This is a genomic window from Lelliottia jeotgali (assembly GCF_016771845.1).
GTDB classification, from domain to species: Bacteria; Pseudomonadota; Gammaproteobacteria; order Enterobacterales; family Enterobacteriaceae; genus Enterobacter; species Enterobacter jeotgali.
In genome coordinates, this window is record NZ_JAENMQ010000001.1 from 435,296 (window position 1) to 448,137 (window position 12,842).

The 12,842-nt window shown below is 53.0% G+C and carries 17 protein-coding genes; 1 reads left to right on the plus strand and 16 read right to left on the minus strand.

Translation table 11 applies throughout. The annotated features are described in order from the left end of the window. Position 1: 1 nt before the first annotated feature. Positions 2-757, minus strand: a complete 756-nt coding sequence (locus JBO43_RS02050; RefSeq protein WP_202673619.1) for a phage minor tail protein L — start codon at positions 755-757, stop codon at positions 2-4. Further along, positions 754-1,101 (minus strand): phage tail protein, encoded by a 348-nt coding sequence (locus tag JBO43_RS02055; RefSeq protein WP_202673620.1) that lies wholly within the window; start codon positions 1,099-1,101, stop codon positions 754-756. Before JBO43_RS02055 ends, JBO43_RS02050 begins: the two co-directional genes overlap by 4 nt. A gap of 441 nt (positions 1,102-1,542) precedes the next feature. On the opposite strand from JBO43_RS02055, the gene JBO43_RS02060 reads away from it, so the two are divergent. Continuing rightward, a complete protein-coding gene (locus JBO43_RS02060) occupies positions 1,543-2,001 on the plus strand; it encodes a hypothetical protein (protein ID WP_202673621.1) in 459 nt (152 codons plus the stop codon). A gap of 24 nt (positions 2,002-2,025) precedes the next feature. Here JBO43_RS02060 and JBO43_RS02065 read toward each other — a convergent pair whose 3' ends face one another. The 14 genes from JBO43_RS02065 to JBO43_RS02130 form a co-directional block, all read right to left on the minus strand. Beyond that, positions 2,026-2,403, minus strand: coding sequence for a hypothetical protein (locus tag JBO43_RS02065; RefSeq protein ID WP_202673622.1), 378 nt, complete (start codon positions 2,401-2,403; stop codon positions 2,026-2,028). Then, positions 2,394-3,191, minus strand: a complete 798-nt coding sequence (locus JBO43_RS02070) for a hypothetical protein (RefSeq protein ID WP_202673623.1) — start codon at positions 3,189-3,191, stop codon at positions 2,394-2,396. The genes JBO43_RS02065 and JBO43_RS02070 overlap by 10 nt, the downstream gene beginning before the upstream one ends. Positions 3,192-3,309: 118 nt before the next feature. Then, positions 3,310-6,363, minus strand: coding sequence for a phage tail tape measure protein (locus tag JBO43_RS02075; RefSeq protein ID WP_202673624.1), 3,054 nt, complete (start codon positions 6,361-6,363; stop codon positions 3,310-3,312). Further along, entirely contained in the window at positions 6,360-6,674 is a 315-nt protein-coding gene (locus tag JBO43_RS02080) for a DUF1799 domain-containing protein (RefSeq protein ID WP_202673942.1), read from the minus strand. Before JBO43_RS02080 ends, JBO43_RS02075 begins: the two co-directional genes overlap by 4 nt. Continuing rightward, positions 6,671-6,982 carry a phage tail assembly chaperone gene (locus JBO43_RS02085; RefSeq protein ID WP_202673625.1) on the minus strand — a complete coding sequence of 104 codons (312 nt, stop codon included), beginning with the start codon at positions 6,980-6,982 and terminating at the stop codon, positions 6,671-6,673. Before JBO43_RS02085 ends, JBO43_RS02080 begins: the two co-directional genes overlap by 4 nt. Before the next feature lie 63 nt (positions 6,983-7,045). Beyond that, positions 7,046-7,717 (minus strand): phage tail protein, encoded by a 672-nt coding sequence (locus JBO43_RS02090; protein WP_202673626.1) that lies wholly within the window; start codon positions 7,715-7,717, stop codon positions 7,046-7,048. 70 nt (positions 7,718-7,787) lie between these two features. Further along, complete coding sequence (locus tag JBO43_RS02095; RefSeq protein ID WP_202673627.1) at positions 7,788-8,198, minus strand: DUF4128 domain-containing protein; 411 nt, start codon at positions 8,196-8,198, stop codon at positions 7,788-7,790. After that, the gene (locus tag JBO43_RS02100) at positions 8,195-8,779 is read right to left on the minus strand and encodes a hypothetical protein (RefSeq protein WP_202673628.1); all 585 of its coding nucleotides are present in this window, start codon (positions 8,777-8,779) and stop codon (positions 8,195-8,197) included. Before JBO43_RS02100 ends, JBO43_RS02095 begins: the two co-directional genes overlap by 4 nt. A 1-nt stretch (position 8,780) precedes the next feature. Beyond that, a complete protein-coding gene (locus JBO43_RS02105) occupies positions 8,781-9,131 on the minus strand; it encodes a hypothetical protein (protein WP_202673629.1) in 351 nt (116 codons plus the stop codon). Continuing rightward, positions 9,131-9,613, minus strand: a complete 483-nt coding sequence (locus JBO43_RS02110; RefSeq protein WP_202673630.1) for a DnaT-like ssDNA-binding protein — start codon at positions 9,611-9,613, stop codon at positions 9,131-9,133. Before JBO43_RS02110 ends, JBO43_RS02105 begins: the two co-directional genes overlap by 1 nt. Before the next feature lie 36 nt (positions 9,614-9,649). Further along, positions 9,650-10,006: an Ig-like domain-containing protein gene (locus JBO43_RS23150; protein WP_202673943.1), complete on the minus strand. Its 357-nt coding sequence runs from the start codon at positions 10,004-10,006 to the stop codon at positions 9,650-9,652. Beyond that, positions 9,931-10,881, minus strand: coding sequence for a major capsid protein (locus tag JBO43_RS02120; protein ID WP_202673631.1), 951 nt, complete (start codon positions 10,879-10,881; stop codon positions 9,931-9,933). The genes JBO43_RS23150 and JBO43_RS02120 overlap by 76 nt, the downstream gene beginning before the upstream one ends. Before the next feature lie 12 nt (positions 10,882-10,893). Continuing rightward, complete coding sequence (locus JBO43_RS02125; protein WP_181827739.1) at positions 10,894-11,664, minus strand: hypothetical protein; 771 nt, start codon at positions 11,662-11,664, stop codon at positions 10,894-10,896. Between the two features lie 80 nt (positions 11,665-11,744). Continuing rightward, entirely contained in the window at positions 11,745-12,842 is a 1,098-nt protein-coding gene (locus JBO43_RS02130; protein ID WP_202673632.1) for a phage minor head protein, read from the minus strand.

Genomic DNA, 12,842 nt, shown 5'->3' on the forward strand with positions numbered 1-12,842 from the left:
GTTAGCTCCTGATGAGAGAGGTGCCCGGGAAGCCACCGAAGGGTAATTCTTCATTCTCGCCAAACCTCAACCGGCATGCGGTCAGCGTTCCATTGCAGGCATCTAGGGAAGGATCGCCTACCGGGTTATTGTTCAAGTCGAAGTATCTGGCGCCGGCATATTCGCACCCGTCACCAGAGCGATACTGGTTGCGAATACACCATGTGCATAGCGAGTGGAGTTGACGCGTCGGAATCATTAATCCCTGAAGATCCATCGGGCTGGTGAGAATGAACTCGACGCTTTTCCCCGCCAGTTCGTTGTTCTTTCCATCGATGTAGAACACGCGCTTTCTCACCTGCAACGGATCTGTAGTGGCATTTCCCTCAGGAAAGTTTCTGGCATCCAGGTAATGGGCAAAAGTATCGTGGATAGTGACCTTCGCCTGGAGCATATCGTCGTAGGCCAGGCAGAGAGCTGTGATCGAGCTGTCGATGTTTGCCACGGTAAGAGTTGGTTGCGCGCTGCTGCCGTCCGTTGATGCTTCTAGCCCTTCAAGCTGATAAGGCCAGGCGGCATATTCCTTTCCCTGCCACCAGATACTTTTCGCTGCAAGTTTCGTCTCATCACCGCCAGCAGCGGCAATTTCATCGGCCGTATGGGGCAAGTTGTAGGCATGGAAGCGCAGGACGTCATCAACACCAAAAGTGGACCCATCAACCTCAATGAGGCGGATCTTATTACCGGGTTCAAGTCGTTGGTAATCTTCTGTGATCATGGTGCGTATGCCTGTTTGAAAGTGGCTGTAATGGTCATCACTTTGCTGGAGAGGGGCTGCGCCTTCACTGAATCAGCCTCTACGCGGTAAAGTCCTACCTCGCCAATGGGTGATGTCCAGATAAACGATTTTGTGATGTGCATTCGGCAGAAATTTAGAGCGGCTAGCATCTCGATTTTTCTACCCGTGAGGGTTATTGGCCAGGACTGCTTTTCGGGATGGATGCCCTCGCCCGCAATCTGCTCATAGCCGTCACCGAAAGATGCGGCGCGAGTCGAGTGACTAAACTCGCCCTCCATGCCTGCCTGTATCTGGGTTTGCCAGGTGAATGTTTGGATCGCCACTTATCCTCCGGGCATAAAAAAACCGCCTTAGCGGTTGTGGGATAAAGATGGTGAACTAATTGTGTGCATCACCATGTTGATATGATTTTCAATTTAATGAGCGACTCCGCGAGGAACTGATACAGACAATTGATGTGCAAGTTGAGCGAAATGGTCACTCAACTAACGTTGAAATTGCCAGGTGTATTGAATTCTGGGTTGATATTAATAACATTTCTGCGTAAAAGGCATTGACGCATACAGAGGTGAGCCTGAGAATTAAGAAGTACTAGGAACATCTGGACACACCCTCTTTAGGAGCGCTGCTAATGATTGACAAAATTAAGCCCAACTAACATCCCGCAGTAGAGCATGCTCTGGTTGATCATGTTCGGACCTGTCAAACAATGCGATAAAAGTAAAATACTCTTAATAATTGCAACAATATTAATTAGGTAAGCTATGTACAAATTTGATAGGGATTTGCAAAAAGAAATTCTGGAAAAATGTATAGCTGTTTATCCCAGCACTACTTTTTGGAAACAGTTTCCTCCTGAAATAATGGATTATGGAGATGATGTTCTAAGTGCCAATATTGTTTATTTGGCTGAACATGGTCTTATTACCATAAAAAACAGAACCAGCGATGACCCATACTCATTCTTGGATAATATGCGTGCAACTCAAAAGGGTATTGACTTCCTGCTTAACGATGGCGGTCTTTCAGCCATTCTGAATGTCACTACTATAAAATTCCATCGAGATGCTGTAGTCGTCCTTGAAGACCTCGTAGCAATATCCAACATGAGCGATACAGATAAGGAAAAGGCGAAATCAACTCTGAATGAACTGTCTACCGAGACATTGAAAACGGTGGTACAAACTGCGATATCCGCTGGCTTATCTATGCTTGCCACATAATAGAAAACCCCGCCGGACAGCGGGTTAATTACTAAGAATGGCGCTGACTTCCTCGGCACATCTAACTGCTGTTTTCCCGTCGCTAGCTGGGACACGGATGCCGAGTTTGTAGTCAGCCTTCGTTCTCAAAGACTTTGCAAGGCTCAAAAGTCCAGCTAACTTTTGTTGCTCTTCTGGCGCAAGATCAGAACATAATCCTTTTTGATAAAAATGGATTAAGCGCATGTGAACACCACCACTTAACGTCTGAGGAATCTTGTCACCAGATTTTATCTGCCAATCCCTCGCAGCAAGATAGCCACCATAGTACGCCCGGCTTACCTTGTTTCGAATTGACATCTCATTTGAATCATCAGAAAAACTGAGCGCAGACTCAAGAAAATCAGAAGGCATTACTGACACGCGGTTTCTCCCTCAATACCAGGTTCATTGGTAAAAGTACCGACCACAGACCAATCAATAAAGCCAGCACGAATACGATGGTCAATTAGCTCGATATTGTTCCTTGCACACTCATCAGGAGAAGTATTTGGCGGTGTTAACTCGAAGACATAAGTTTCCTCTTCGCCATCATCTAAAATATAAAAATTGGCAATAGAATCTATCTGTCTGTAAGGACTGATCATACTATTCATTAGCCTACCAATTTCAGCAATTTTTTCCATTTTTCCGCTTAGTGCAGCCCTACTGGCTTGCTTAACTGCTAATGGTAGCATTGCGTTATCATCATCAGATAATTCAAAATCTAGCTGCCCCATTTTTGAAAACCTCTCCAGATAAAATCTGAACTTTCCGAAATCACCAAGCCCACGAGCATAGTAGAAACAATCACGGACGAATCGAGGAGAATTAGTGCATTCTGCGGCTCGCTCGGCTAATTCCAAAGCCTTAGCTATCCCAACCCTGTACATACAACATAGAATATAGTTACCCCATGTAACTACATCAGACGAATGAGCATCAACAATTTCTTCTGCAAGCGCAATCCCGTCTTCAACCTTACCTATTGAAAATAGAAAGTAGGAGCGAGCAACACTATAAAAAAATTCATCTTCAAACTCTTCTACCTGAGCTTCAAAGCGCCTTTCAGTAAACACCGTATGCTCAGCCTCTGTAGATACATAAGGTGTCAGTTGCTGGATAAGCGAATTTAACTTAGCAATGTCGCTCAGTGGCTTCGGCGGAATCATGTATGCACCAGTGAAATCATTTTTTTTATACTAACATTTTCAAATTGGTTAAATGAACTGATCATTTATCAGCATACACTAGTAGCTTCACGAACCAGCCGAGATCCACCGAAGCAGATTAACGTGATTTTGTGGCATTCCATATCATACCTCCGGGCAGGAGTTGCCGGGCAATGCCCGCCCGAACAGACTGATCGATCGTCTGCTTATATGCCCGGGTGATCGCTTCGTCATTACCTGATGTTTGCTGCTGTGCATTTTGGTTCTGCACGACAACTGAGGTTTGCACCGTAACACCACCAGCGCCAGCGGATTGCAGCCCATACATCGGCGCATTGCCGACATAACCGCCGTCAGCGTAACCCTGAGCACCACGCATCATTGCGTACAGATTGCCAACGCCGATCGCGCTGGTAGCCTCTTTGGTGAACACAAACTCTCCGCCATGCACGATACCTTTCGGCTGATATTTTCCACCGTCACCGGTATAGCCGCCGCTGTCGAACGCCGGGACCAGGCCGCCCTGGGAGAAACCGAAAAAGGCCCCTACAGCCGTCCCGCCAAACGCTGACTTCATACTGTTGACCATAGCCAACTGGACCAGCATCTGGGCAATGCCTTTAAGGAATGTGCTCAGAAAATCCGTGAAGTTGGCTTTGCCAGTTGTAAAAAAATCCGTGAGCGTTGATGCCATGCCCGTAAATGCGGACTGGGAAAGGTTTTGCATCTGCCCATAGACATTGGAGGCACTGTCTTCGAACTCAGACCACCCCTTCTTCGCACCGGTCAGCCAGTCTCCACGCAGCCGATCCTCAGCATCGTAATAGTCAGTCGCCGCCTTGAGTTGCTTCTGATAACCGTCGTCGTCCAGAGAACCGCCAGCATTTTTCCAGCCGGCAGCCAGCTGGCTTTTCGCAAGTTCACGCTGAGCTTGCCGATCGCTCATCCCGGCGCCGCCTGCCAACGCGGCCTGCTTCTCGGCCATCTGCGTGGCGTATTTCTGCGCGGTATCCATCCGCTTGTTCAATTGTTCCTGCGCTGAGATCTGATCACCCAGTAGCGCTTTCTGGCGCGCTAGCTGAAGAACCTGGTCCTTACTCGCCAGCAGCGATTGCTCCTGTTTAGTGAGCGAGCGGGACCGGCAAGCCTCTTCCAGCACCTGAAATCTGGCTTCAGTGGTCCATAAGTTTTTGCGCTGCTGACTGATCGTGTCGTTCAGGTCTTTATGCTTCTGCAGGGCATACAACTGCGCCTGTAGCGCCAGCAATTCAGACTGAGCAGAATCCTCAGCTCGCAGACCGGACGAGACTGTTTCCCCCTTCGCCTTTGGCGTTTTGGGGTCTTTATACAGCTTCTCGATCCCGGCTCGCGCTTTGGCAATGTCCTCAGCCGTCCAGAGTGTCGCCGTTCCGTTTCTGGCAGCTTTGGCATTATCTGCAATGGCTTTGTTCAGTTCGTCCTGTGCCTGACGGCGCTTCTCTGCGGCCTCAGTACCGGCGACAAGATAGCGATTCATGATCTGCTGGGCAGTTATCGCATCTTCGTTAATTTCTTTTCCTGCGGATATCGCCCCGTTCAAATCGTCCTGAAGAGTGATGGCTCCCAGCATGGGGTTCATCTGGGCTTTCAGCGATGCTATGGCTGCCAGCTGCGCTTTACGGCGATTATCGTAATCCCTGTTCTGCGAACTAGTGTCGTAGCTATAGCCGTAACCCATCTTCTGGCGCTCAGGCAATAACTGAGTTTCACGATCTGCCAGGTCAGCCTGCAGTTTTGCAAGTATGTCTTGCGGGGCTTCTGGGCGCCCAATATTGAGCAACTCGTCCCACATCCCTTTGAAGGCATTGCGGGCTGCAAGTGCGGCTCTCTCAACAAGACCCAGATTATCGAGGATCTGCTGGCTTCTGCGCTGTTCAGCCTGGCTATATGCATCAGCTGCAGCTTCCCCGGCGGCCTCTTTATCACCCCGGCGCTCTAGAGAAGAGATATATTCAAACTGAGCCGCCGTCAGGTAATGCAGTTGATTGTTAAGCTCCTGCGATGCCTGAGTTGGCTCGGCATAAAGTTTCTGGAAATTAGCGATGGTCTTATCCACCGACTGACCAGTTGCCTGCTCCATCGCAACTGCCGCGCGGCTCACTGTCTCAAGCTTGTTTGCATCAAACTTTCCAGAACCCACTACCTGAGCCAGAACAGAAGAAGCGGCGTATTGGTTAATCCCCCCACCGGATAGAGACTTTGCCAGTGCAGACAGCTGTGTGGCAGTTTTCCCCGCATAATTGCCGGTAAGTATCAGCTGTTTGTTATATTGGGATGCCTCTTGTGAACCTTTATACCAGGCAGCGACCAGCAGGCCAGCAACACCAATCATTCCCCCTAAAGCCAGCTTTGCCGGCGTTACCAGCGAGAGAATAGCTTTCAGCGCATTACCCACTCCGCCAAACGTATCGCGCAACTGGCCGCCCTGTTGGATAGCAACCATGTATACCGGCATGCCCGACGCAAGCGAGGTAACGATGTCGGTCATTTGCATTGGCAGGTAACGCATCGCATTACGATACTGCCCCGCACTGATTGCACCGTTCTTCCAGACGTTTTCTTGTTCCTTCAGTTTGGCGATCATCGGAGCGGCCTGCTGCGTTACTCCCAGCTGTGCGGCTTTTAGCTCAAGGATTTCAGCGCGCGTTTTGCCGATCGCAGCAGTTTGCTCCTCCAGTGAGGCAATGAATGTTTTCCCAGATGCCGCTGCCCGCTGGGCCGCCTGAGCCTGCTCGATGCGAGCCCGCCCTTCTGCTGTTTCGGCCTCCATGACCTGCGCCAGTTTCGCCCGGGTCGTCTCCAGCACGCTGTTGTAGCGGGTGAAATCTTCATCGTCCACCAGCCCTTTACCGCGAAACTTCGCCAGGCTTTCCTGAATTGAATCCAGCTCATCCAGCGCCTTATTCACCGGGCTGATTTTGTTCAGCAGGTTCTGCAATTCCTGGCGCTGTTGCTTCAGGCTCTCACTGTTTTTCTTCTGATTATCGACACCGGTGCGGAACGTACTGTTCAGGTCATCCGCTTTATCGGCGGCGGTGGTCGCAGTATCCTGAAAGCGTTCCAGCTCCCGATTGCCGCGCTCCAGTTCGCTGGTGTTGACGCGCAGCGAAATGGTGGCGATATCGTTACTCATTCCACCCTCTCTTTATGCATGATTTTCAGCGCTGCGCGCTCCATTACCCGGATATCTGAAAGCGCGGTTACCTCGTCGCTCACGTTATGCAAACGCATCACCCAGGGCAGTACGTTGTAGTCCAGCCCGGATGCGCCGCCCATTCCCGTACGCCATTGAGTACTGACGGCCTGGAACACGACAAACGAAGGCCAAACGTCGGGCCATACATCCACGATCTCATCATCGTAATCGTCAGGACTCAGCCCGTAGGGAGCAAGGTCGGCTGCCGTGGGTTCAGGCGTATAGAACGCCGAGGCAACCGCTATCAGTTTTTTTCGCGCTGGCCCAGCAGTTCGCGATAGTAAGTCTCCGGAATGGCTTTCATGGCTGCCGGGTAATTTTCCAGAAGTACGCCCAGGTTGTCGGCGTTGAACGCATCGGGTAGCGCCCAGCCCGCAATAATTTCCATCAGGAAATCCGTGGCTGTTTTGCCTTCCAGCTTTTCAAGATCGGCCAGCTCCTTAAGCGGCTTGTGGTTGAAAGTGAAGGTCAGTACGCCGTCTTCATCACCGGCGCGCGGGATCGTGACGTTTGCTTTGAAAGTAGGTTTAGGCTGGAGAGTAAACTTCGTTGCCATTGATGCCTCTTAACGTAAAAAAGCCTCCGGACAGGAGGCATGTGGTTGGTTCCTGATCCCGGCTTACGCCGTGGCATTGGTCACTTTGTAGAACGTCATGGCCGGAGACTGCAGGTTCAGAACCACACTCACCGTCTCCACCTCATTGACCGCTGTGGTTGGTGTATCGTCAAAGGATGCCGTGGCGGCCCAATAACGGTTTTCCTTAGCCTTTGGAACGTACATGTAAGCTGCGACCGTCTCTTCGTCCTCATCCAGCTGGCGCAGCAGCGGGTAAACCGGAAGCGTGGAATCGTGTGCGATCGAATAGGTCTGCGAAACAGCAGATTTGTAGGTGTTGAGGTTGCGCTGGCGATCGTCGCTCAGGAACTGGATTTGTGTGGTGTTCTGATCGCCGCCGGATTTCGATACCTCTGTAATCTGCGGCAGCTCTGTCCACTCAAGAACCTTGCGGATAGAACCAGTGCCGCCACCAGCGGCATATTTGTTTTTGTTAATGGTATTGATATTTCGCAACGTGACCGCGCTTTCAGCAATTGCGTCGATTTTGGCAATGACGTTATCAATTCCGGACCAGTTGCAGTTCACATGGACGATATCACCTACATCCAGCTCCTCCGCGGAACTGACGGTGATCACCACGTTTTCGGCGTTCGTCGCGCCAGTGAAAGCAATTGCCGGGCCATAGCCCGACGCCAGATAGACGTGAGCGCCGTTAGGCAGTGCAAAGCCCATAGTGGTTACTCCTTCGAAGAAAAGAAAACCGGCGCGCGGCCGGTCTGGTTTGAAAAGGTGAGAAGAAGAATTAGCTGACGATATCTGCCCGGTAGTTCAGGCTGACAGGGACAGTGTAAGAGATGTCCGTCGAAATACCCCGGAAGATACCCGGCGCGCCGCTGATCGAACTGATGAAGCCGTTACCTTCAACTTCCAGCCCTTCAGGGAAAAGCTCAGCCACCCGGTCCGCCAGCGCCACAGCAGCTGAGCGGCCGGTGCCAACGGGTGCCACAACGTTGATCTGATACACACCAGAATAAACCCGACAGCGCAGACCGAGATCGAGCGTGCGAGGTGTGGCGGGCATGTCATGAACCGCGAGGTAAATAGCATCGGCAGGCGGTGTGAAGGGTACATTTTCCCAGGCAACGGTGATGCGCTCAGCATCGGCCCAGGCACCAAGCCTTACGGCCAAAGCCGCAGCAATATCTGGGATCACTTCAACACCTCCCTGATCGCTTCGTCAAAGAAACGCTGAAATTCTGCCGCCGTGATGCGCACCATGCCGCCCGGCGCCTGAGTGGAGTGACCCATTTCAAGCGGATAGGCGTAAGGGACGTTGTTGCAGAAGTAGATTGAACTCATCCCAACTTTGAACAGTGAAAGCGTGTAATTCCCCGCGGCTTTGGTGAGATCGCCTGTCTTATCAATCCGCCCGTTTTCCTCGGTCGTGGGCGCATCAAACGACACCTGCCAGTTACCGCGAAACCGCCCACCGGTGTAGCCTGGCGGCGCTTTGATATCCATCCCATCGACAACCCGCGCCTTTTTCTTCAGTCGCCCGGTTTTCGTGAGGTTGGCAGGATCTGTTCTTTGCACCTCGTTGTGGTCATACACAGCGCGGTTATAGGATGCGGCCGTCTGATTGATTTCCCAAAGCTCAGGGTTTCCGACGGGAGACATCATTACCAGCTGATTGAGAATTCTTATTCCAACCGCGCGAACCACCGCATCCTGGTTGGCTTTTGCCTTATTGACGAACGCAGTGATATCCGCGATGAATGCAGAATTCTCACTCATACTAGGCCCTCAATTGCGCTTGATAGCAGAGCACCACATCTGCCGGCTTCGAAGGATTCGGTTTCACCACCCGATGGGTGATACCGTCCACGTCGATCAGGTCTCCGGTTTTGATTTCCTGCTCTGCGGTAAACACGATACGAACATCCCTGGTTTCGATTACCGTTCCGTCGATCTCGCCTGGCTGATAATCCGTTTTTACGCCCGTGGCTGTGAAACGAATATCGTCAGACCTGTGCTCAACACCAGCAATCACCGTCACCGAACCCTTTCGCATGACGTTATACGAAATGCCGTTCTGCCTGATCATGCGGGTGGCAGTGGCTTGCATGCGCTGATAGTTGATTGCCATTACGCACGCTCCGCAAAGGAATTGATGGCATAGCCACGACCACCAGCCAGATCGCCAAGAATTGCCATGACTGCCGGGTAGGACGGTGTAAAAACTTCGCCATCTGCAACCGCGTAGGTCATGGTGACTGCGCCTTCCACGCGCTCGGTCTTCACCGCCGCCTCGCGGGTGCTTGCAAGCAGATCGCCGTCTATCGCCTCGACCGCCAGCATGCACTGTGCGGTGATAACCTGATTAGGTAGTTCATCAGGCGGAAGATCGTGACCATCCAGCACCACGTTCAGGCGCGGCCAGGAAAGCGGTTGCCGTGGCTTCGCCTTTGAGCCTACCCACTCCAGCCCTTCCAGATAGTCCATCGCCTTAATCAGCAATGGAGAGAGCTTCTCAGGCAGCGTAATGCCACGCAGCCCGGCGAAGGATACCAGGTCTTCCTCGCTGGCGTAGCTGTTGGCGCCAACACTGGTGATATCGGTATTAATCATGGAAATGTCCCGGATGTGGGGCTTTCGCCCCATGCGTTACTCGCCAGCAGGTGCGGTGAAAGTGATTTCATCGCTGGTTTTTGCCACGCCATCAACCGTGCCAGTGACCGTAAAGGTCCCCGCTGCGTCAGCGGTGAGTTTCACCGTAGCGCCACCAGCAGAGCCAGTCTGCGAGCTCTCGGTGCTGAGCGTGCCACCCGTCGATGACCAGGCAACGGTCTTGCCTGCAACACCGGAGCCGTTGCGGGTGTATTTCAGAGAGAGCGTTACCGCGTCGGTGCTGTCAGCGGTCGCGGATGATTTATCCGCTGACAGCGTTACTCCCCCGCAGCAGATCCCAGCTTGATCAGAACGCCGGCCGTGGATTTGTTGCTGGTGAAGTGTTTTTTCCAGTTGCCGGCAGTGCCAATTTTGGTCAGGTCTGGGTTGTCACCTTTTGACGTATCCCAGCTGTAGCCAAGCAGATCAACGTTCACCACGCCTTCCGCGCGGTAGCCGATTGCGAGGTTTTCCTGATCGTTGATGTCATAGGAGCGGAAACCCGGTGCCTGAGATTCGGTCACGGTCACCGCCCCGGTCACCAGCCCCAGAATAGCGTCGGCGTCCATGGTGTCGGTTACCAGAACCGGTTTACCGAGGGTGCCCGGCTGGCCGCCGTACACCACCACACCTGCTTCTTCGTAGATTTTATTGGCGATCGCCTCATCAACGATGTCGAAGTAGGTGGCGGAGTGCATGACGAACAGAACCACACGGTTAAACTTATCGCCGTATTTACGCAGACCGCGCGTCAGGGTCTTTTTGCCATCCGTTTCGATATCAGCGGTCACCACCATTTCAGCGTTTGCGCCGATCGCCGCGGTCAGTGCCTTCAGACCGTACTTAACGTAGCCTTCCAGCGTTGCGTCAGCCACATCGGTGCCAATCACCTCAGAGAACTCGTCAACGGAGCGGCCACGGCGTTTGAATGCTTCTTCGGTGGTTTCATATGGGCCATATTTCCATGGCGCTTTAACGGATACCGCTTCGGCCGCACCGATTTTTTTGCCCGTTACTTTGTCGGTAGAGTTCACATCGCGCGATTCGATGGAGCCGCCAACCGTGTAGAACGCGCGCTTGCGGAAATCCCCGTCAATCAGTTCGTTGTCCAGCAGGATCGCACCGTTGGAGGAGGCGTTGAAAATCTCCAGATTGTCCTGACGGCGCTCAAGAAAAGCGGTTTGCGCCAGGTCGTCATAAATAATCAGATCGGTATTAACAGTCGTCATCGGGTAAATCCCTTATTTCGGAAGTTTGAGGAAGGCCTGCTGGCCATGCTTGCGGATGTAGTCCGCCTTGTTGCTGGCGCTCATTTCGGAGCGTTTCAGGCTGCCGCCACCGTTCGGTTTATGCCCGCCCGCGCCAGTGCCTTCCGCGCGTGGGAACAGATGAGGAGCCGTCTCCTTGAGAGACTCCGCCCACTCAAGCGGGCTTAGCGGGGTTTTCCCGTCTTTACCAAACAGAACGTCGCCATTCGCATCAACCGCTACGGCCTCGCCTTCATCGTTGAGCTTGAAAGTGCCTTTGGCACGCAGGATCAGATCGTCAGATGCTTCCGGTAGCGCACCGGTCTTAGCGGCTGCTGAGCGGATAGCATCACCAAGAACGCGATCCCGAAATTTGTTGGAAAACGCCTCGGCTTTATCCGCGCGCTCGTTAGCCATCTTGATTTGCTTATCGACATCAGCGCGAAGACGCTCGGTGCGTTTATCCAGCACCTCGTCAATTTTCCCTGCGGCAATAAGCTTTGCCTCTTCATCGTCGGAGAAACGCTGCAGGATGCCGCGTACGGCGTCCGGGTCGATACCATCAAAGCGGGACAGATTCTCTTTTTGCTGCTTGATGGTGCCCAGCAGCTCAGAGTTTTTGGTTTTCAGACCGGTGACTTCACTGGTCACACGCTCGTCGATCAGCTTCTGGATTTCCGGTGTGATTTCGACAGCGCCACCGCCACCACCTTCGCCGCCGCTTTCTGGAGCGTAAAATTTCAGAAGCATATTTCGGATTAACATAATGTCCCCTCGGGATTTTGCCGGGCCTCGCCCATAAAAAAGCCCCGGCGGGTGCCAGGGCATGATGTAAGTGATGTTTGTCAGTTATCAGTCGCTGATAGCTGTTTGAGTTGTTCCAGAGTTATCCACTCGCCTTTATCGGTGAACATGTCACCCATATCAATCGCACCGGCACGAAGCAAGCGCCCGCGTTCTGCGCCCAGCACCTGATCCTGCCGCTGCGCCGGCTGACGTTTGAGCCACTCCAGATACGTGGTTTTCCCCGGCACCTGCCCGTCCATACTGGCGCGGGTGCCCTCGTCCATTTCGTCTATATCAATGCCGAGCTCACGCCAGGACTTGAGGATCAGCGTTTCGGTTGAACGACAGCAGAAGTGAATTTTCCCGGGTCCCTGCAGGTAAGGCACCTTATGCCCCACCGGCTTATTGTCCAGGGTGTAACGCAGCAGATCGCGAACGATGCAATCGTGGCTGGTTTTGTTGTCCAGCGTGGATAACCACTGCTTACCTTTCACGACATCGCTGTTGGCGCTGGTGAAGCTGTTACGCGCGGTCGCGGCCAGATGATTAACGGCCGTTTTGGCTATGCTGGCAGCATTCGCCCTGCTCATTTGCAGCGCGCCGTCTCGGTAGTCCTTGTTGGCGTGGCCACGAACGTTTCGCGCGATCGCTTCCATCGTGTCGCCTGCCAGATAACCACGCCGCACGGCGTTAACGACGCGTGTCAGCCTGTCCGACTCCAGATTACTCGCCCACTCGCTCAGAAGCCGCCCCTGAAAAGGCTGCGCCATCGCCGCGGCATACACCATGTCGGCGGTAACGCCCTGCAGCGGATAACGGGACAACACCTGGGACGGCAGAAGTGAGTCGAACAGGCTCAACTGATAACTGGCTTCGTTCTTCGCAAGCGCCACCAGCTCACTTTCCAGCCCGGCCTGCATTGCAGAGACGGCCTGATGATTCAGTTGCCGCACGCTGCCGAGCAGACTTTCCAGCCGTTTAACGGTGAAGCTTTCCGGTGACAGCCTGTCCAGCGCATCCAGCAAACGCGCCGACAGGTCTGCGTCTGTCTCGTTTAGGAGCTTCACCATCCTGTTCGCCACGCCGGTGGCGTAACGGCTCAGCCACACGGAATGCGCGATCGCCTCATCACGCAGGCTTTCATTGACGGTTGGCAT